This window comes from Labrys sedimenti (genome assembly GCF_034424805.1).
Lineage (GTDB): Bacteria > Pseudomonadota > Alphaproteobacteria > Rhizobiales > Labraceae > Labrys > Labrys sedimenti.
The window spans coordinates 77,699-97,902 of the sequence record NZ_JAXOUF010000020.1; the positions used below are offsets into that span (position 1 = coordinate 77,699).

Below are 20,204 nucleotides of genomic sequence, written 5' to 3' on the forward strand. Positions count from 1 at the left end.
GGCATCACTCCAGATTGGTGTGGCGCGCCCGCATCGTCTCGGCGGTTTCGCCGAGACGATCGCGCAGCTTCAGCACGATGATCTCGAAGACCAGCATCTGCGCCGTCTCGAACAGCGAGCCCATCGGCAGCACCGAAACCCCGCCCCCCCGGTCATCCGCCATGGTCTGGGCCGGAATGGTGAAGACGACGTCGGCGAGCTTGGGCGTAAGCGCCTCGGGCTGGGCCGTGACAACCGCAACCTTGGCGCCGGCCTTGCGGGCGACGCCGATCAAGGCATCGCCGATATTGGAAGCGCCGGGCCCGGACGACACGAAGAGGAGGTCACCCTGACCGATCGGCGGCACGGTCATGTCGGCGACGACATGGACGTCGAGCCCGAGATGAAACAGGCGCATGGCCAGGCCGCGCATCTGCAGCCCCTCGCGGCCGGCGCCGTAGATGGCGATGCGCCCCGCCGTGGCGAGGGCTTCGATCAGGCCGTCGGCCGCATCGTCAGGGAGGGCCTTCACCACCGCGGCAAGATCATCGAGCGCACGCAGGCTGAGAGCGGGAATGGTCTCCGACATGGCAGGTCCAATTTGTTGCTTAAGAAAACGAACTAGGTTCTAGGCTCATGCCAGCCGATCTGCAACAGGGCTATGCGAACTTGACTCCACTATAGTGGATAAATATTCTTACATTATGGAATCAAGCGATGTCACCATCGATAGGGAGTTGGGCGGTCGCATCAAGGCCCTGCGTGGCCAGATGCATCTGACGATCGATCAGCTCGCTGCTGCCAGCGGGGTCAGTCGCGCCATGATCTCGCGCATCGAGCGCGGCGAGTCGAGCGCCACCGCCCAATTGCTGGCTCGCCTCGCCGGCGGCCTCGGCGTCAGCCTGTCGACCCTGTTCGCCGCCGTGGAACCGACGGCTTCCCCCCTGGCCCGGCGGGCGGAGCAGTCACTCTGGCGCGATCCGGCCACCGGCTATCTGCGCCGCTCGGTTTCGCCCGCCACGGCCAATGGCATTCTCGATCTTGTCGAGGTCGAGCTGCCAGCCGGCGCCCTGATCCCCTTCGAACCGCAGGCAACCTCCTTCGACCAGTTGGTCTGGTTGCAATCGGGCAGCCTCACCATGACGGTCGATGGCGCGGCCTTTCCGTTGGAGCCGGGCGACTGCCTGCATATGCGGCTCGACAAGCTGGTGATGTTCCATAATCCAGGCGACGAGCCGGCGCGTTACTTCGTCATGCTCTGCCCCTCGCGACAGGTTTCCCGATGACCGACCTTACCATCGCCATTGCAACGCCGGAGCAGGCGCAGACACTCGTGCCCGCTTTGGCAGAGATCCTGATCGACTGCGTCGAGGGGGAAGCCTCCATCGGCTTCATGCTGCCGCTCGCTCGCGAGGAGGCCGAAGCCTTCTGGCGCGGCGTCGCCGCACGGGTGGCCGAGGGCGGTACCCTGCTGCATGTCGCCTATCTCGACGGCCAGCCGGTCGGCACCGTGCTGCTCAGTCCGGAAAATCGCGCGAACCAGCCCCATCGCGCCGACGTGCAGAAACTGATGGTGCATCGGCGCGGCCGCAATCTCGGCATCGCCGGCGCGCTGATGGCAGCCCTTGAGGAGAGCGCCCGGGCCGAAGGGCGCATCGTGCTCTGCTTGGACACCGCGACCGGCTCGTCCGCCGAGCGGCTTTATCAAAATCTTGGCTGGCAGAAGGCCGGCGTCATTCCGCGCTATGCGCTCTGGCCACAGGGCGGCTATTGCGACACCACCTTGTTCTGGAAAGATTTGGATCGATGATCATCCGTCCCGCCACCCCTGACGACCTGCCTGATATCCTCGCGATCTACAATGATGCCGTGCTGAACTCGACGGCGATCTGGAACTGGAACACGGTCGACCTCGCCAACCGCCAGGCCTGGTTCGATCTGCGCAGGAGCCAGGGCTATCCCATCCTCGTCGCCGACGCCGAGGGCACGGCGATCGGCTATGCCAGCTATGGCGACTGGCGGCCCTTCGACGGCTATTGCCATACGGTCGAGCACTCGATCTATGTCGCCGGGTCGGCGCGCCGCCGGGGGGCGGGCGCTGCCCTGCTGGATGCCCTGATCGGCACGGCCCGCGATGCCGGCAAGCATGTCATGCTGGGCGGCATCGAAGCCGGTAACGAGCCCTCGCTCGCGTTGCATCGGCGCTTCGGCTTCACCGAAACGGCGCGCATGCCCGAAGTCGGCCAGAAATTCGGGCGCTGGCTCGACCTCGTCTTCATGCAGAAGACGCTGAACGGCTGATGCCGAAAGGCATTGACGATGACGCCTACAGCTTCATCTCGAAGGACTGCGGCCGGGTGAGGTTTTCCGGTCGCAGCACGGCGTCGAGCTGGTCGCGCGGCATCAGCCCTTTCTCCAGCACGAGCTCGTAGACGCCGCGGCCGGTGGCATGCGCCTCCATCGCCACTTCGGTGGCATGCCGATAGCCGATATAGGGATTGAGAGCCGTGACGATGCCGATCGACTGCTCGACGCTGGCACGCAGGCGCTCGCGATTGGCGGTGATGCCGGTAATGCAGTTCTTTTCCAGCGTCAGGCAGGCGGCGCGCAGATGCTCGACGCTGCGGAACAGGCTGTAGGCGATGATCGGCTCGAAGGCGTTGAGCTGGAGCTGCCCGGCCTCGGCCGCGAAGGAGATGGTGACGTCGTTGCCGATCACCTCGAAGGCGATCTGGTTGACCACTTCCGGAATCACCGGATTGACCTTGCCCGGCATGATCGAGGAGCCGGCCTGGCGCGCCGGCAGGTTGATCTCGTTGAGCCCGGCCCGTGGCCCGCTGGAGAGCAGGCGCAGATCGTTGCAGGTCTTGGAGAGCTTCACGGCGACGCGCTTGAGCACACCCGAAAGCTGCACGAAGGCGCCGCAATCCTGGGTGGCCTCCACCAGGTTGGGCGCGGTGATCAGGTCGATGCCGGTGATCTCGGCCAAGCGCTTGCAGACGATGCCGGCATAGAGCGGGTGGGCGGTGATGCCGGTGCCGATCGCGGTGGCCCCCATGTTGATCTCGCGGATCAGGCCGGCCGCCTCGGCGAGCCGCGCCTCGTCCTCAGCCAGCATCAGCCCATAGGTGCCGAATTCCTGGCCCAGCGTCATCGGCACGGCGTCCTGCAGCTGGGTGCGGCCCATTTTGAGGACGTCGGCGAATTCCTCCGCCTTGGCCTCGAAGGCCCGGCGCAGCACGCCCATCGCCTCGATCAGCCGGTGAATGCCGAACCAGGCCGCGATCTTCAGCGAGGTCGGATAGACGTCATTGGTGCTCTGCCCCATATTGACGTGCTCGTTGGGGTGCAGCTGGCCGTAGTCGCCGCGCCGGTGGCCGAGGAGCTCCAGAGCCCGGTTGGCGATCACCTCGTTGGCGTTCATGTTGGTAGAGGTGCCGGCGCCACCCTGGATGAGGTCGACCACGAACTGGTCGTGCAGCGCCCCGGCCCTGATCTCCTCGCAGGCCGCCACGATGGCGGCGGTGCGCTTGTCGTCGAGCAGGCCAAGCTCGCGATTGGCGAGGGCTGCCGCCTGCTTGATCGAGGCCAGGGCCCGGATCAGGTCCGGGCAGGTGGCAAGGGTCTGGCCGCTGATCGGGAAATTCTCGACGGCCCGCAGGGTGTGGACGCCATAATAGGCATCGACGGGCACTTCGCGGTCACCCAAGAGGTCGTGCTCGAGGCGGAAGGCGATCTCGGACAAGGCAGGTTTCCTCCGGCCAAGCGCCAGGGTCTCCCCAGGCCACGGCGAGTTGCAGCGTCGCGCCCAAGCGCGCTGGTGGATCGTGAAACAGCGGGCGGAACGAGGCAGGTCTTGCTTTGCCGGCTCCGTTCCGCCGCGCTGGGAAGGCTCATACGCCCGACCGGAACTCCCCGCCAATGCTATCGCGGCAAAGCCTATTCCAAATCTGCATAACCTTCAGCCGGAAGCCTCCCGCGCCGCGCTCCAGACCCGGTCGACGAAGGGCCGGGAGCGGTCCGCGCTGCGGTAGAGCCGGATATCCATCGGCATTTCCGGCGCGACCGCGGCCAGGGATCCCTCGGCGATCTCGTCGGCGACCAGGCTGCGCGGCAGCCAGGCCACGCCATGGCCGTCCAGCGCCATGAACTTCAGGGCCTCGGCCATGGAGCCTTCATTGGTATGGGCAAGATAGGTCGCCGGAGCACCCTCGCGGGCCTGGGCGATGGCGGCCAGCAACCCCAGGAAGGAACCGCGCGAATAATGCAGCAGCGGCACACGCTCGTCACCGGCCTGCCAATTGCGGCGTTCGGGCCGTGCCGCCACCGCGACCAGGCTGTCGCGCCCGACAGTGAGAAAAGCGAAGCGTTCGGGATCGAGCGGCACCGAGATGTTGGGATGATGGAAGGTGAGCAGGAAATCATAGCCGCCTTCCACCAGGGCCTGGATGCAGGTGTGGAAGTTCTCCGGCAGCACGCGGCTCGTTACAGGGCCGACCTTGCGCCGGATCTGCGTGAGCCAGCCTGGCAGGAAGGTCAGGCAGAGGGCATGCAGCGCGGTGACGGCCAGCACCGGCAGCTTGCTGCCCTCCTGGCGGCTGCGGAACTGCGAACGGGCCAGGGTGAGCAGGCGCACCGTTTCCTCCGCCGTTTCGCGGAACTGCCGGCCATCGGCGGTCAGGGTGATCGGAAAGGTGCTGCGATCCAGCAGTTCGGTGCCCAGCCAGACTTCGAGCGCCCGAATGCGCCGGCTGAAGGCCGATTGGGTGATGTTGCGGTCCGCCGCCGAGCGCGAGAAACTGCGCGTCTCGGCCAAGCTCAGGAAATCCTCAAGCCATTTCAGTTCCAAGACCGTTCCTTCCGGTATGACGAGACGGACAGGTGCGGAGAGGCTGGATCGTTTGCCATGTTTGGTTTCGTCTTGGGCCCTGCCGCATTCCCGCTCTGGCATGCAGCGCGGAGTGATGCAATCATGCCGCCCTTTCGTCCTGCTGCGTGGCCCCGGTGTCGCTGCTCTCCGAACTGATCCTCGCCACGGCCCTCGCGGCCGTGATCATCCTCAACTGGCGGATCGGCTGGCAGCCGGCCTGGCTGCGTATCGGTGTCGCGGCTGGCCTTTTCTGCCTGTTCACCCTGCTGGTCCTGCGGGTCGGCGGCATGCCGGCCGCGCCGGTGCTCGATGCCGACACGCGGATCGCCACCTGGCAGCGCGGCCTGATCGCCCTGTGGTGGCTGCTCGGCGCAAGGCTGGCAGTGGGCATCCTGCCCCTGATCCTCTGGCAGAAGCGCGAATCGAGCCAACCCAAGATCGCTTCGGACCTCCTGGCCGGCCTGACTTATCTCACCGCCGTGCTGGCGATCGTCAATTTCGTGTTCGACCTGCCCGTCCGTGCCCTCCTGGCCACCTCGGGCATCATCGCCGTGGTGCTGGCCCTGGCGCTGCAGAACACGCTGGCCGACGTCTTCGCCGGCATCGCGGTGGGCATCGAGCATCCCTATGTGGTCGGCGACCGCATCGGCATAGATGGTTCCTTCGAGGGCGTGATCGTCCAGATCAACTGGCGTTCCATCCATGTGCGCACCGATGGCAACGACATCGTCACCATTCCCAACAGCCTGATCTCCAAGTCGCGGGTGATCAATCGCAGCCGGCCGAGCACCCGGCGCGACGATTCGGTCCAGGTTGCCTGCGATTCTACGGCCCGGCCGGATCTCGTGCTGGAATATCTGCGCCATGCGGCCCTGCTGACGGCACAGATCCTCTCCAGCCCCGCTCCCGGAACCTCACTGGCGCGGATCGGCGCCCGCACCAACAGCTACGACATCAGCTTTTCGGTGGCGCACACGGACCATCTCGGCAAGGTCAAGAGCGCCCTGCTCGGCCAAGTGCTGAGGCAATTCCACTATCACGGCATCCGGCTGGTCAATCCAGGTGCGGTGTCGACGCCGATCGGCCCGGTCCAGGTCAATCTCGGTCCACTGGAGACCTTGCCGCCCGAACAGCTCCTTGCCGACATCCCCCTGTTCCGTGAGCTCTCGCCGAAGCAGCGGGCCGACCTTTCCGGCAAGATGGTCAAGCGCCATCTCGAGGCAACGGCGACGCTGGTGTCGCAAGGGGGATCGCTCGCTTCCCTCCTGGTGGTTGCCTCCGGCGTGCTGGAAGCGAGCCGCACCATCCGCGACCACTCGCATGTGGTGGGACGGCTGGGGCCGGGCGATCATTTCGGCGAGCTGGGCGTGATTACCGGCGCCCCCAATCCGGGCACGATCCTGGCCCTGACCCGTTGCATCGTCTTCGAACTTCGCAAGGAGGATCTCGATCCCGTCCTCGCTGCCGAACCCGGGCTGGCCGAGGCGTTCGAGGCTTCGGTCCGCCGGGGCCAGGCCTTCCTCGCCCGCGACGAGGCGGCCGCTCTCTATGCGCAGCCAGGCCCGCCCGCACAGTTCCTGGCGCAGATCCGCGCCTTCTTCAAGACGTGACCCCTGGGACCGCAAGCGCCCTGCCGGCTCTCGGAAACGGGGCGTTTGCTGAATGGAAGAGCCAGCGAGATGCTGGCGGCCCCGGGAAGGAAGTGGTGAAGCCGAGCACGACATAGTAAAGGGTCGCAATCCTGCCCGGAATCAGCCGATGAACCCCGATTCGCGCCGCCTTCGCTTCGTCTATTTCCTGATCGCCGGATCGGGCCTCGTCAGTGTGGCCCGCGCGATGAGCCTGTCCTTCCTCGCGGTGAAACTGCAGAAATCCTTCGGGCTGGGACCTGCTGCCATTGGTATCCTGCTCGGTACCGGACCGCTTCTGGGTGCCATCGCGGCTCCCTTCGCCGGCTCGCTGTCGGACAGGGTCGGCCGGGTGCTCATGCTGGTGTTGATGCTGTCGCTGACGGCCCTGGCCCTGATCGGCATGGGATTTGCGCAATCGGTCACGGCCTTCTGCGCGGCCCAGATCGTCGCGGCTGTATCGATCGCCGTCTACGAGCCGATATCGCGTGCCTTGATGAGCGATATCTGCCCTCCCGAGCGACGCCTGAAATATTTCTCCTGGCGCTACATGGTTGCGAATGCAGGATGGGCCGTCGGGCCCCTGATCGGTGTGGCCGCCGGGACAGCGCTCAGCGCGATGTTCATCGTGGCCGGATGCATCTACGCTGTCTTCGCCATCGCGCTGCATCTGCTCGGCACACCCGAAACCGTCGATGCCGAAAGGAGCGAAAGCCATCGGCAACCTTCCGTCATCGAGAGCATTCGCTCGGCCGCGCGGGATCCACGGCTCGCCTTCTTCGTTGGCGGCGGCACTCTCCTGCTCGCCGTTTACGGCCAGTGGTCGGCCACCCTTGCTCCCTATCTCGGCGCCACGATGGAAGGCGGCGTCGACATCTTCGCCTATCTCCTCTCCATCAACGGGCTGGTGGTGCTTGTCGGCAATCTGTTCGCGCGCCGCCTGATCGAAAAGGTCGGCGCCCTGCATGCCATGGTGATGGGCTGCGTGCTCATTCTCGCCAGCGAGCTCGGCTTCCTGGCCTCAACCGGTTTCACCGGCTTCGCCCTCTTCATGGTGCTGTTCACCATCGGCGAGATCCTGGTGGTGCCCTCCGAATATCTGCTGGTCGACGGCATCTGCAATGCCCGCAACCGGGGCAGCTATTTCGGCGCCCACTCCTTCTCGACCATCGGCAATTTCTTCGGCCCCGCCATCGGTGGCCTGATGCTCGGCGCCTTCGGGGGCACCGGCATGTTCCTCACCTTCGCCGCCTTTGCCGCGGCCAGCGCCGTGATGTTCACCATCGGCACGCGCATGCCGCCGCCCCGCCCACGCACCCAGGGCGCCCCGGCGGCCACCGTCATCGAGATTTCAGGCCTCAGCTCGCGCCTGCGCCATGCCTGATGCTTGCGGACAGCGCACACCATAATTCCGACCAAGCCGAATAAAGCACGACAATCCCTCCCCGGTTTCGGGGAGGGTGGCCCGGCAAAGTCGGGTCGGGTGGGGGAGAGTGATGATTCTCGGGCCAAAATTGGCATCGTCGCGCCACACTCCCCCTCCCGTCATTTCTACGAAATGACACCTTCCCCGAAGTCGGGGAAGGATGATCCGCGCCTCATCCTGGGAGAAAGAACAAGCGCGGCCAGCTCTCTCTCAGGCATAGCCGAGGCAGCATATGGCCACCGGCCCGGTCATGATCGCGTAGCCCTCCGGCAGCAATTCGATGGAGAGGGTTCCGCCCGGCAAGTGTATGGCAACGTGGTCGCCATCGATGAGACCACGCAGGCGGGCGGCATAGGCGGCGACGCAGGCACCGGTACCGCAGGCTTTTGTCAGGATCCCCGGCCGCTCCCAGACCTTGAGGCGCAGCGTGGTACGATCGACGATCTCTGCCATGCCGACATTGACGCCTTCCGGGAACAGCGGATCGTTCTGGATAGCCGGCGCCACGGCCCGGGCATCGACGGCATCGAGGTCCTCGACGAAGAACACCGCATGCGGATTGCCGATATTCAGGGCAAGGCCATCGCGAAGCGGGCCGCTGGTGAGCGGCAGGCGGGTGGTGTCGGCCTGGCGGGCGAGCGGAATCTGTTCCCACCCCATCACGATCGGCCCGAGCGTCACCGCCACGGCCATGGGGCCAGCCCGGCGACAAGCCAGCAGGCCCCCGCCCGTCTCCAGCACCAGTTCGTCCCTCCCGCTTTCTTCCAGCAGGATATGGGCGACGCAGCGCGTTGCGTTGCCACAGGCCCCGGCCTCACACCCGTCTATGTTGAAGATGCGCATGCGGGCATAGCTCCCGCCCGCCGCGCCGGCCGACGTCGGCGCCTCGATGGTGAGCACCTGCTCGGCCCCCACCCCGGCCTCGACATCGCAGAGCCGCACGATATCCGCCACCGGCAGGGCGCGCGGATGCAGGCGCTGGTCGAAGATGACGAAATGATTCCTCAGGCCGTGCATCTTGACGAAGGGCTTCAGCCCTTCGAGGCCGGGCGGCACCGCTTGGGCGAGATAGTCTGGCAACAGCATCGGAGCGGGGCCTCATGGCACGGGTGGTAACCACAGCCGGATTTGTATTGTCCGGCAATTGACACATGCCTAGAGAAGATCCACCCTGAACGAAACAAATATTACTTCCAGGGAACAGCGTGGGGACATGATGGCAGGCCAGCAGCTTTCTGCGCGCGACCGGCTGCGCCCCTGGTACCTGCTCTCCCCGACCCTGATCGTCCTCACCGTGCTGATGGTGGTGCCCATCGTCATCATGACGGTGTTCAGCTTCTATGAATTCGTCACCGCCGGGGTGGAGAAGCAGGTCTTCACCACCGCGAACTGGCACGAATTCTTCACCGACAGCTTCTACCACCTCTTTCTGTGGAAGACGGTGAAGGTGGCGGCCATCACCGCCATCCTCTGCGCGCTGCTCGGCTATCCGCCGGCCTATTTCATTGCGATGACGCGCACGCGGCACAAATGGCTGCTGCTGCTGCTCCTGATCGTGCCGTTCTGGATCAGCTTCACCATCCGCACCTTCTCCTGGATCCACATCTTGGGCGAGCAGGGCATCATCAATGTGGTGCTGATGAAAATCGGCCTGATCTCAGAGCCGCTGCGCATGCTCTACACCCAGGGCTCGGTGATCATGGGCATGATCCATTTCCTGCTGCCCTATATGATCCTGAACATCTATGTCAGCCTCGAGGGCATCGACCGCAACTTGATCTCGGCAGCGCGCACGCTCGGCTGCACCCAGGGCCAGGCCTTCCGCGAAGTCGTGCTGCCGCTGTCCCTGCCGGGCCTGATGGCGGGCTTGCTGCTCTGCTTCGTGTTGGCGGCGGGCAGCTACGTCACCCCGCAGGTGCTGGGCTCTACCCGCGACGCTTTGTTCGGCAATCTGATCTACGACACCATCATGACGCAGCTGAACTGGCCGCTGGGCTCGACGCTCTCCATCGTGCTGCTGGTGCTGCTCGGCATCGTGGCGGCGATCTACAGTCGCTATATGGGCCTGTCGCGCATCTTCAAGGGGTTGAGCCAATGAGCGACCTGCCCGGTATGGAGAGAGACTGGTCCTGGCAGGCCGTGAAGGTCTTCACCATCCTCGTCTACATCTTCATGTTCGCCCCGATCCTGGTGGTGGTGATCCTCTCCTTCAACGATTCGCAATTCGGCGGCTTCCCGATGACCGGCTTCAGCCTGCGTTGGTACAGCAAGCTGATGGAGAACGAGGCGGTGATCCGCGCCTTCAAGACCTCGCTCTGGGTCGCCCTGATCACCGCGGTGGTCTGCACGGTGCTGGGCATCATGGGGGCGATGGCGCTGGTGCGCTACGATTTCCCGGGCAAGCAGTTCATCAACACGCTGCTGATCGCCCCTGCCCTGGTGCCGGAAACGGTGCTCGGCGTCGGCCTGCTGCTCCTGATGCGCTGGGCCCAGCAGCCGCGCACGCTGGTGCTGCTGGTGCTCGGCCACATCATGCTGGCGCTGCCCTATGTCATCCTGGTGGTGCAGTCGCGGCTGGTGGGCATCCGCAAGGTCTATGAGGAAGCGGCCCTGTCGCTCGGCGCCAACCGCTTCCACACCTTCCGCGAGATCACCTTGCCGCTGTTGATGCCGGCCGTCATCGCCAGCCTGCTGCTCGTCTTCACCATATCCTTCGACAACGTCACCGCCAGCCTGTTCTGGCGCCCCTCGGGCGTCGAGACCATGCCGACGCAGATCCTGTCGATGCTGAAAGTGTCCATCAGCCCGGAGATCAACGCCCTCGGCGCCTTGATGATCCTGCTGACCGTGGGCGTGCCGCTGATCGGCGGCGGCCTTGCCCGCTATCTCGCCCGCGGCATTCGCTAGGGCCAGTCATTAAACCACCAGGAGGGGAACCAGACCAATGAAAATGTCGCAGACCAGGCGCCTGGAGCGCCTCAAGGAGCGCTATCTCAATGGCGGCATGAGCCGCCGCACCTTCCTCGGCCTCACCGCGGCAGCGGCGGCCGGGGCCGGCATCAATCTGAAATGGGGCGGCTCGGCCCTCGCCGCCGCCAAGGAGGTGCGCTTCGACGGCTGGGGCGGCAGCGTGCAGGAGGCGATGGATAAATACGCCTTCAAGCCCTACACGGCCAAAACCGGCAACAATGTGGTGCAGGGCACCTTCGGCGACGAGAACGAGATCATCACCAAGGTCAAGACCGCCTCGCCCGGCGAGTTCCAGGTGATCCATTCCTCCGGCGTCGAATATTACAAGCGCTATGTCGATGCCGGGCTGACCACCAAGCTCAACGACGCCAACATCCCCAACATGGCCAACATCATGCAGGTGATGTTCGAGCCGTTCCGCAAGATCTCGCCGGACCTGTCCTGCGTGCCCTATGACTACGGCACCACCGGCATCGCCTACAACACCAAGGTCATCTCCGAGGCCGAGGCCAAGGAGAAGGGCGTCAATCTGCTGTTCGATCCCAAATACAAGGACAAGATCGGCGGCTATGGCAACATGATCACCCGCGTCTGGTACGCGGCGCTTGCCCTGGGGCAGGACCCCAATGCCATCAAGGACATCGATGCCGTCTGGGACAAGGTCCGCGAGCAGCGCGACCTCGCCAAGAAATACTGGTCGTCGGGCGCCGAGTTGATGGACCTGCTCTCCAAGGGCGAGGTGGTGGTGACCGATGCCTGGTCGGGACGCGTCGCTGCCCTGCAAGCCCAGGGCGCACCGATCGGCTATCTCGATCCGCCCGGCTCCTATGCCTGGATGGAAGACCTGCTGGTGCTCAAGGGCGCCCCGATGGCCGAATGCGAGGAACTGCTCAACTTCATGCTGCAGCCCGAAGTGATGATCGCGGTGGCGGAGGGGCAGAGCTACCCGCCGGCGCTCGATCCCACCAAGGTGAAGCTGACGGACAAGGTCAAGGCGCTGCCGGCCTTCGACCCCACCGGCAAGATGGCTTCGCTGACCTTCGCCGACGCCGCCTATTGGGACAAGCACACGGACGAGTGGACCAAGACCTGGGATCGCATCGCCAAGGGTGCGTAATTTGGGAGAAAGTCCTTCCAGCTTCATAGCTGGTGGATCTGCACGGCTCGGCCAGAACGGTTGAAGCGCGACAATCCCTCCCCGACTTCGGGGAGGGTGGGCCGGCGAAGGCCGGCTCGGGTGGGGGAGAGTGGTACGACCGAGCTTTTTTCTGATCGCTCCTGCCACGCTCCCCCTTCCGCCGGTGCTGCACACCGGCACCTTCCCCGAAGTCGGGGAAGGATTCCCGCGCTTTATCATCGGACTACCCGTGTGTGGATCGGCCGGCCATGGAACGGAAAGATCAAACCCATCTGAATGGACCAGGGGAAAAGCATCCATATCGCCCCTGTCGAACGAGAGCGTGACTGATGACCAAGCCGACGGCCGTGGAACTCACCAATGTTAATCTGGCCTATGGCGATTTCGTTGCCGTCAAGGACGTCAACCTCACCATTCGCAAGGGTGACTTCGTCACTTTGCTTGGCCCCTCGGGCTGCGGCAAGACCACGATCCTGCGCTCGATCGCCGGCCTGGTGCAGCCGACGGCCGGCGAGATCGTGGTGGCGGGCAAGCGCATCGACAATGTACCGATCCACAAGCGCAATATCGGCCTGGTCTTCCAGAACTACGCCCTGTTCCCGCACAAAAGCGTGTACGACAATATCGCCTTCGGCCTGAAATATCGCGGCGCCGACAAGGCCACCATCGCCGCCAAGGTCAAGCGCGCCCTCGACATGGTCCGCCTGCCCGGCGTCGAGCGCAAGCTGCCCTCCGAACTCTCCGGCGGCCAGCAGCAGCGCATCGCGCTCGCCCGCGCCATCGTGATCGAGCCGGACGTGCTGCTGCTCGACGAACCGCTCTCGGCCCTCGACGCGCATCTGCGCGAGGAAATGCGCACCGAGCTCAAGATCATCCAGCGCGAGATCGGCATCACCTCAATCTTCGTCACCCACGACCAGGAAGAAGCCTTGGCCATGTCCGACCACATCGTGGTGATGAACAAGGGCGTGGTCGAGCAGCAGGGCACGCCCGAGCAGGTCTACAAGCTTCCCGATACCCGCTTTGTCGCCAGCTTCCTCGGCCAGTCGAACCTGGTCGAGGGCAAGATCATGGACGTATCCGAGGGGCGTCTTGCCCTGCATCTCGACAATGGCGTGCAACTGGTCGCCATCGCGCCGGCGAGCGCCCGCGCCGGCACTCGGGCGACGGGCGTGGTGCGTGCCCAGCGCATCCGGCTCGGCCCGCCGGGCGGCCATCCCGGTGAGCTGCGCGCCACCATCGTCGCCGCTTCCTATCTCGGCGGCACCGCCGCCTATGTCCTCGACCTCGACGGCCTGAGGCTGCAGGCCAACGCCACCATCGAGGACAGGGTCTGGCATGACGGCGAGGCCGTCGCGGTGGACATCGCGCCCCAGGACATCTTGCTGCTGGACGAGAACGGGCGCAGGCTCGGCTGACGGCAGGCCGCTCCAACCGAACCGCATTCGATACCGAACTTCTTTTCAGCACCAATGGGGTTTTTCCATGCGTTACGACGTCGTGGTACTCGGCGCCGGCATCGTCGGCACCTCGATCGCCGCACATCTGCAGCAGCGCGGCCGCTCCGTCGCCCTGGTCGACCGGCGCGGCCCGGGCGAGGAAACCTCCTACGGCAATAGCGGCGTGGTCGAGCGCTCCGCCTTGCTTCCCGTTGCCTTCCCGCGCAGCCTGTCCGCCCTCGCAGACGTCGTGCTCAAGCGCTATCCCGGTGCCAACTATCATTGGTCGGCCCTGCCGGCCCTGGCCCCCTGGCTGCTCGCCTATTGGCGCAACTCCGCCCCCGACAGGCTTCTCGCCACCGCCCGGATGATGCAGCCCTTGCTCAGCGCCACCGTGGACGAGCATCGCTCTTTGGCGGCCAAGGCCGGTGCCGACTCCCTGTTCCGCGACACCGGCTGGCTCAAGGTCTATCGCAGCGAGGCGGCGTTCGAAGCCGAAAAGCGGGAATTCCCCCTCGCCGCGGAGTTCGGCTATCGCGTGAAAGCGCTGACGCGCGATGAAGCCTTGGCGCTCGAACCCAATCTTCGGCCCGATTTCACCGCGGCCGTGCATTGGCAGGATCCGCATAGCGTCTCCGATCCCGGCAGCGTCACCAAGGCCTATGCCGGCTATTTCGAGACGATCGGCGGGCGGGTCCTGACCGGGGACGCACGCAGCCTGCGCCCGGGGTCCTCCGGCTGGAGCGTCACGACAGGAGACGGTCCGATCGAGGCGCGCCAGGCCGTCGTGGCGCTCGGCCCCTGGTCGATGGACCTGCTTTCCCCGCTCGGCTACCGCTTCCCGCTCGCGGTGAAGCGCGGCTATCACATGCATTACCGCGCCGAGGGCAATGCCGGCCTCAGCCGCCCCGTGCTGGACGAACAGGGCGGCTTCGTCATCACGCCGATGGTCGGCGGCATCCGCCTGACAACCGGCGCCGAATTCGCCCGGCGCGACGCTCCGAGGACACCCGTGCAAGTCGAGCGCACGGAAAAGCTCGCCCGCAAGCTCTTCCCGCTCGGCGAGCGCGCCGAGGCCGAACCTTGGATGGGATCGAGGCCGATCTTCCCCGATTCGCGCCCGATCATCGGCAAGGCGCCACGCCATGATAGCCTCTGGCTAGCCTTCGGCCACCAGCATCTCGGCTTCACCCTGGGGCCCGCCACGGGCCGGTTGCTGGCCGAGATGATAACAGGCCAAAAGCCCTTCATCGATCCATCCGCCTATGGGGCGGAACGCTTCGGCACCTGAACGAAACGGGCCGTCCTTTCACCCGAAAAGACGCCCCCCTGCACCGAAAGGACACAGGCATTTTCCTTTGCAGCGCCGCGATTTGGTGCTTAGACGGGGCGTAACGAGATTGCGGAGCCGCCGATGAACCCCTCCTTTGCCGCTGATCTGATGGAACGCGCCCGTGACAAGGGCCCTGTTACCATCGGCCTGGTCGGGGCCGGCCAGATGGGCACCGACCTCATCGTGCAGATCGCGCTGATGCAGGGCATCCGTATCGGTGCGGTCGCGGTGCGCTCACGCCCGCAGAATGCCATAGCGGCTGCCCTGAGCGCCGGCCATCGGCTCGACGAGCTCGTCGAGGTCGCCAATGCCTCGGCAATCGACCGGGCCATCGAAACCGGGCGCATCGCCATCACCACCGACCTGGAGGCGCTGGCCGCCGCCGGGCGCATCGAAGTGATCATCGACGCCACCGGCCATCCCGAATCCGGGGCCATCGTGGCGGAGGCCGCCATCCGGCACGGCAAGCACATCGTCATGCTCAATGTCGAGGCCGACATCACCATCGGCCGCCATTTCAAGGCCGAGGCGGAGAAGGCCGGCGTGATCTATACCGGTGCCGCAGGGGACGAACCTGCCGCCGCGCTCGAACTGGTCTGTTTCGCCCGCACCCTCGGCATGACGGTCGTCGCCGCCGGCAAGGGCAAGAACAACGCCCTGAATTTCGATGCGGTGCCCGACGACTATGTCGCCGAGGCGACGGCGCGCGACATGAACCCGCGCGTGCTGGTGGAATTCGTCGACGGCTCCAAGACCATGGTGGAGATGGTGGCCCTCGCCAATGCCACCGGCCTCGAGCCGGACAAGCCCGGCCTGCATGGGCCGCGCGCCAGCAAGGAAGAACTCGCCGAGGTGCTGATCCCGGTGAGCCATGGCGGCGTGCTCTCCAAGCGCGGCTGCGTCGACTACACTATCGGCAAGGGCGTGGCGCCGGGCGTGTTCTGCGTGGTCGAGCCCAACCATCCGCGCGTGCTCGAACGCATGACCGACCTGCATGTCGGCAAGGGCCCGTTCTTCACCCTGCATCGCCCCTACCATCTCACCAGCCTGGAGACGCCGCTCACCGCCGCCCGCGCCGTGCTCTACGGCACCGCCGACCTGCAGCCGCTCGACCATCCCGTGGCCGAGACCGCGGCAGTGGCCAAGCGGGACCTCGCCCCCGGCACCGTACTCGGGCGCATCGGCGAATATGATTATCGCGGCTGGTCGATGCGCTGGGCCGATGCCAGGCGGGAGCGGCTGCTGCCGCTGGGCCTGGCCGAGCGTGCCCGCGTCACCAAGCCGATCCGCAAGGGCGAACTGCTCAGCCATGACAATTGCGTCGTCGACGACAGCCTCACCATCGTGCGCCTGCGCCGCCAGCTCGACCTCGCCGACCAGCGCTTCCTGAAGGCGGATGCAGCGTAAATGGGTGTGCCGGTCTTCAGACCGGCATTTGCATATCCATGACGCGCGATCGGCACTGATTGGGCTATTGCCGGTCTGAAGACCGGCACACCGAGTTTTCATGTTCTATTATCTCGCCAAGACCCTGGGCTTCCTGATCCTGCCCTCCAACGCGGCGCTGGTGGTCGGCCTCGTCGGCCTGCTCCTGAGCTTCATCCGCCGCGCACAGCGCTTCGGCCGCTTCCTGATGGGCTTTGCGCTGCTGGCCTTTGCCGTGATGGGCTGGTCTCCGCTGGGCAATTGGCTGATCCAGCCGCTGGAGGAACGCTTTCCCCAGGCCGCGATCGCCCCCCAGGCCAGGATTGCGGGCATCATCGTGCTGGGCGGCGCGGTGGACACCCACATCTCCACCACCAGGCACGAGACGGCCCTGACCGATTCAGCCGAGCGGATGACGGCCGTCGCCGGCTTGTCGCGCCAGTTCCCCGAGGCCCGCATCATCTTCACCGGCGGCGTCGGCTCGCTGGCCGGCCAGATCTGGGGCGACATCACCGAGGCGGACGCCTCGCGCCAGCTTTTCCGCAGCTTCGGCATCCCCGACGAGCGGATGCTGTTCGAGAACCGTTCGCGCGACACCTATGAGAATGCCGTCTTCACCTACGATCTTCTCAAGCCCAAGCCCGGCGAGACCTATCTGCTGGTCACCTCCGGCTACCACATGCCGCGCTCGATGGCCTTGTTTCGCAAGGCAGGCTTCGATGTAATGGCCTATCCCGTCAATTATCGCACGGCGGGCCCGCAGGATGGCGTGCGGCCCTTCTACGCGATGAGTGACGGGCTGCGCCAGGTGAACCTCGCCGTGCGCGAGTGGATCGGTCTGCTGTCCTACCGGCTGAGCGGGCGCATCGACGAGATCTTCCCCGAACCCTGAAAGTCGCACCATGTCCGAGTTCCTGCTTGCCGCCCAAGAAAGCGCATCGATCCAGGCCGTTCCCATCTGGTTCGCCACCAAGGAGACCGCCGGCGCGGTGCTGGAGCACCTGCCGCAGGTGCAGCGGGACTGGATCGCCGCCAACGGTTTCGAGGCAAGCGCCGGCCGCCACCTCGTTCTGCCGGGGCCTGACGGCAACCTCGCCGGGGTGATCTTCGGCCTCGAGGGCGAATCGGCCCGCCATCGCGACGGCTTCCTGCCCGGCAAGCTCGCCACTGTGCTGCCGGCAGGCACCTATCGCTTCGCCAATGCCAGCCATGACGACCGGCTCGCCGCCCTCGGCTGGGTGTTGAGCCTCTACCGTTTCGGCCGCTACAAGCGCAAAGATATCAAGGCTGTACGGCTGGTCGCACCCGATGGTATCGATCGCGATGAGATCCTGTCGGTCGCTGAGGCCGTGGCGCTCGGGCGCGATCTCGTCAACACGCCGGCCAATGATCTCGGTCCGGCGGAACTCGCCGAGGCGGCACGCGCCCTGGCCGAAAAGCATGGTGCCTCGTTCCGGGTCGTGGTCGGGGAGGAGCTGCTCGCCGAGAATTTCCCGATGATCCATGCCGTCGGCCGCGCCTCCTCGCGCGCGCCCAGGCTGATCGACCTGACTTGGGGCGACGCCGTCCATCCCAAGGTGACGCTGGTCGGCAAGGGCGTGATCTTCGACACCGGCGGCCTCGACATCAAGCCATCGGCCAGCATGCTGCTGATGAAGAAGGACATGGGCGGGGCTGCCTCTGTGCTCGCCTGCGCCAGCATGATCATGGCCGCAGGCCTCAAACTGCGCCTGCGCGTGCTGATCCCGGCGGTCGAGAATTCGATTTCCGGCGATGCCTTCCGGCCCAGCGACATCCTGGCCTCGCGCAAGGGGCTGAGCGTGGAGATCGGCAATACCGACGCCGAGGGCCGCCTCGTGCTGGCCGATGCCCTGACGCTTGCCGACGAGGAAGCGCCCGAACTGATCGTCGACATGGCGACGCTGACGGGCGCCGCCCGCGTCGCTCTCGGCCCTGACCTGCCGCCTTTGTTCTGCCGGAACGAGGCGGTGGCAGCCGACCTCCTGGCCTATGCCGCCAGCGAGAACGATCCGCTCTGGCGCCTGCCGCTCTGGCCCCCCTATGACGTCATGCTCGATTCCAAGGTCGCCGATCTCAACAATGCCCCCGGCGGCGGCTTTGCCGGCTCGATCACCGCTGCCCTCTTTCTCAACCGCTTCGTCGAGAAGGCCGACGCCTATGTGCATCTCGACATCTTCGCCTGGACCCCTTCCGCCAAGCCCGGCCGGCCCGAGGGGGCCGAGGTGATGGGCGCCCGCGCGCTCTATGCCTATCTCAAGGCCCGTTTCGGCTGAGGCAACGGCCGATCCAGGCCTGCCGATCGACAAATATCGAGAGCTGGCGACCCAGCCGGCCCTGCGCATGACAAAGCCAGTCCAGCCTCCCGGGAATTAACGCCATGAGCAACGCCGACGACCTGATCCGTCTCACCGCCTGCGAGGTCGTCGAGCGCTTGCGACGGCGCGAAATCAGCCCGCTTGATCTCGTCGAGGCTTCGCTCGCCCGCATCGAGGCTGTCGACGGCAAGGTCAATGCCATGGTCACGCTCTGCCCCGAGCGCGCCCGCGACCAGGCCCGTCGCCTGATGGCGACTGCGCCAAGCGAAGATCCCAGCTGGCTCGGCGGCCTCCCGCTTGCGGTGAAGGACCTCAACGACGTTGCCGGCGTGCGCACGACCTATGGCTCGCAGATCTATAGGGATCATGTGCCCGAGCGCTCGGACATCATGGTCGAGCGCCTGGAAGCCCGCGGCGGCATCACCATCGGCAAGAGCAACACGCCCGAATTCGGCGCCGGCGCCAATACCTTCAATGCCGTATTCGGCGACACGCTCAACCCCTGGAACACCAGCCTCAATGCCGGCGGCTCCTCGGGCGGGGCGGCCGTGGCGCTCGCCACCGGGCAGGTCTGGCTGGCCACCGGCTCGGATCTCGGCGGCTCGCTGCGCACGCCCGCCAGCTTCTGCTCGGTCGTGGGCCTGCGCCCTTCGCCCGGCCGGGTCGCCAGCGGCCCAGACGGCATCAAGTTCGAGACCCTCCCGGTCAACGGCCCGATGGCGCGCACTGTCGAGGATGTTGCCCTGATGCTCGACGCCATGGCCGGCTGGCATATCGAGGACCCGCTGTCGCTGGAAGCACCGGCTATCGGTTTTCGCGAAAGCGCCCGCCGCCGGCAGGCACCCAAGCGCGTGGCCTTCTCGCCCGACCTCGGCGTCACCCCGGTCAATCGCGAGACCCGGGCCATCGCCGAGGCCGCTGCAAGGCGGCTGGAAGAGGCCGGCAGCATCGTCGAGGAAGCCTGTCCCGACTTTGCCGGCGTGCCGGAAGCCTTCCAGACGCTGCGCGCCCTGTCCTACGCCGCCGGCATGCGCGAATTGCTCGAGACGCGCCGCAGCGAACTCAAGCCCGACGTGATCTGGAACATCGAGAAAGGCCGTGCCCTCGAGGCCGATACGATCGGTGCCGCCATGCTCCGCCGCAGCAAGCTCTATGACGATATCGCTGCCTTCTTCTCGCGCTATGACGTGCTGGTCACCCCGGCTGCCTGCACCCCGCCGCTCGGCATCGAGCAGCGCTGGGTCCGCGAAGTGGAGGGCACGGTGTTCGAAAACTATGTCGATTGGCTCAAGATCGCCAGCGTCGTCACCATGACCTCCTGCCCCTCCCTGGCCCTCCCCGCCGGCTTCACGACCGACGGCCGCCCCGTCGGCGTGCAGCTTATCGGCCGCCCACGCGGCGAGGCAGCGCTACTGGGTGCAGGCGCCGTGCTCGAGGATCTGTTGGGGCTGAGCACGTTGGTGCCGATCGAGCCGCGGATGCCATTGCTCGCTCACTGATCTAGAAATCTGCCCTGATCGCGTCAGCCTCGTCCGAGTTTGCCGCCCGTCATAAGTTCAAAGCGTTGCGTCCAACATGAAATGGACCTAGGCCTCGTGGACAAAGCTTGACGGCAAGGCTCGGGATTGATTCAAGGCTGCTTTTTGGAGGCAGTTTTGGG

General features: G+C 65.7%; 18 protein-coding genes. 14 read left to right on the forward strand and 4 right to left on the reverse strand.

Annotated elements, in window-relative coordinates; all coding sequences use genetic code 11:
- Positions 1-4: 4 nt before the first annotated feature.
- Positions 5-568 carry an SIS domain-containing protein gene (locus tag U1R88_RS30115; RefSeq protein ID WP_322434599.1) on the reverse strand — a complete coding sequence of 188 codons (564 nt, stop codon included), beginning with the start codon at positions 566-568 and terminating at the stop codon, positions 5-7.
- A gap of 115 nt (positions 569-683) precedes the next feature.
- On the opposite strand from U1R88_RS30115, the gene U1R88_RS30120 reads away from it, so the two are divergent.
- The 3 genes from U1R88_RS30120 to U1R88_RS30130 are packed head-to-tail and all read left to right on the forward strand — an operon-like array spanning position 684 to position 2,280.
- Positions 684-1,265, forward strand: coding sequence for a helix-turn-helix domain-containing protein (locus U1R88_RS30120; RefSeq protein ID WP_322434601.1), 582 nt, complete (start codon positions 684-686; stop codon positions 1,263-1,265).
- Positions 1,262-1,789, forward strand: coding sequence for a GNAT family N-acetyltransferase (locus U1R88_RS30125; protein ID WP_322434602.1), 528 nt, complete (start codon positions 1,262-1,264; stop codon positions 1,787-1,789). Before U1R88_RS30120 ends, U1R88_RS30125 begins: the two co-directional genes overlap by 4 nt.
- Complete coding sequence (locus U1R88_RS30130; RefSeq protein ID WP_322434603.1) at positions 1,786-2,280, forward strand: GNAT family N-acetyltransferase; 495 nt, start codon at positions 1,786-1,788, stop codon at positions 2,278-2,280. The genes U1R88_RS30125 and U1R88_RS30130 overlap by 4 nt, the downstream gene beginning before the upstream one ends.
- A 25-nt stretch (positions 2,281-2,305) precedes the next feature.
- On the opposite strand, the gene aspA is transcribed toward U1R88_RS30130, so the two are convergent.
- Entirely contained in the window at positions 2,306-3,724 is a 1,419-nt protein-coding gene (gene aspA, locus U1R88_RS30135; RefSeq protein ID WP_322434604.1) for an aspartate ammonia-lyase, read from the reverse strand.
- 216 nt (positions 3,725-3,940) lie between these two features.
- On the reverse strand, positions 3,941-4,828 hold the full coding sequence (locus U1R88_RS30140) for a LysR substrate-binding domain-containing protein (RefSeq protein ID WP_322434605.1): 888 nt from the start codon (positions 4,826-4,828) through the stop codon (positions 3,941-3,943).
- Positions 4,829-4,983: 155 nt separating this feature from the next.
- Here U1R88_RS30140 and U1R88_RS30145 point away from each other — a divergent pair, with 155 nt between their 5' ends.
- Positions 4,984-6,459 carry a mechanosensitive ion channel family protein gene (locus tag U1R88_RS30145; protein ID WP_322434606.1) on the forward strand — a complete coding sequence of 492 codons (1,476 nt, stop codon included), beginning with the start codon at positions 4,984-4,986 and terminating at the stop codon, positions 6,457-6,459.
- A gap of 148 nt (positions 6,460-6,607) precedes the next feature.
- Positions 6,608-7,861 (forward strand): MFS transporter, encoded by a 1,254-nt coding sequence (locus U1R88_RS30150; protein ID WP_322434607.1) that lies wholly within the window; start codon positions 6,608-6,610, stop codon positions 7,859-7,861.
- 252 nt (positions 7,862-8,113) lie between these two features.
- On the opposite strand, the gene dapF is transcribed toward U1R88_RS30150, so the two are convergent.
- Positions 8,114-8,989, reverse strand: coding sequence for a diaminopimelate epimerase (gene dapF, locus U1R88_RS30155; protein WP_322434608.1), 876 nt, complete (start codon positions 8,987-8,989; stop codon positions 8,114-8,116).
- Positions 8,990-9,116: 127 nt separating this feature from the next.
- On the opposite strand from dapF, the gene U1R88_RS30160 reads away from it, so the two are divergent.
- The 9 genes from U1R88_RS30160 to U1R88_RS30200 all read left to right on the forward strand — a co-directional run bounded on the left by U1R88_RS30160 (position 9,117) and on the right by U1R88_RS30200 (position 20,043).
- The gene (locus tag U1R88_RS30160; protein WP_245314559.1) at positions 9,117-10,001 is read left to right on the forward strand and encodes an ABC transporter permease; all 885 of its coding nucleotides are present in this window, start codon (positions 9,117-9,119) and stop codon (positions 9,999-10,001) included.
- Positions 9,998-10,810, forward strand: coding sequence for an ABC transporter permease (locus U1R88_RS30165; protein WP_322434609.1), 813 nt, complete (start codon positions 9,998-10,000; stop codon positions 10,808-10,810). The genes U1R88_RS30160 and U1R88_RS30165 overlap by 4 nt, the downstream gene beginning before the upstream one ends.
- A gap of 37 nt (positions 10,811-10,847) precedes the next feature.
- Positions 10,848-11,990, forward strand: coding sequence for an extracellular solute-binding protein (locus U1R88_RS30170; protein ID WP_322434610.1), 1,143 nt, complete (start codon positions 10,848-10,850; stop codon positions 11,988-11,990).
- A gap of 350 nt (positions 11,991-12,340) precedes the next feature.
- The gene (locus U1R88_RS30175; RefSeq protein ID WP_322434612.1) at positions 12,341-13,429 is read left to right on the forward strand and encodes an ABC transporter ATP-binding protein; all 1,089 of its coding nucleotides are present in this window, start codon (positions 12,341-12,343) and stop codon (positions 13,427-13,429) included.
- A gap of 67 nt (positions 13,430-13,496) precedes the next feature.
- Positions 13,497-14,741, forward strand: coding sequence for an NAD(P)/FAD-dependent oxidoreductase (locus U1R88_RS30180; RefSeq protein ID WP_322434614.1), 1,245 nt, complete (start codon positions 13,497-13,499; stop codon positions 14,739-14,741).
- 123 nt (positions 14,742-14,864) lie between these two features.
- Positions 14,865-16,190 carry an NAD(P)H-dependent oxidoreductase gene (locus tag U1R88_RS30185; protein ID WP_322434615.1) on the forward strand — a complete coding sequence of 442 codons (1,326 nt, stop codon included), beginning with the start codon at positions 14,865-14,867 and terminating at the stop codon, positions 16,188-16,190.
- A gap of 100 nt (positions 16,191-16,290) precedes the next feature.
- Positions 16,291-17,100 carry a YdcF family protein gene (locus U1R88_RS30190; protein ID WP_322434616.1) on the forward strand — a complete coding sequence of 270 codons (810 nt, stop codon included), beginning with the start codon at positions 16,291-16,293 and terminating at the stop codon, positions 17,098-17,100.
- A gap of 10 nt (positions 17,101-17,110) precedes the next feature.
- Positions 17,111-18,502: a leucyl aminopeptidase family protein gene (locus U1R88_RS30195; RefSeq protein ID WP_322434618.1), complete on the forward strand. Its 1,392-nt coding sequence runs from the start codon at positions 17,111-17,113 to the stop codon at positions 18,500-18,502.
- A 104-nt stretch (positions 18,503-18,606) separates the two neighbouring features.
- Positions 18,607-20,043 (forward strand): amidase, encoded by a 1,437-nt coding sequence (locus U1R88_RS30200; RefSeq protein ID WP_322434619.1) that lies wholly within the window; start codon positions 18,607-18,609, stop codon positions 20,041-20,043.
- Positions 20,044-20,204 lie beyond the last annotated feature (161 nt).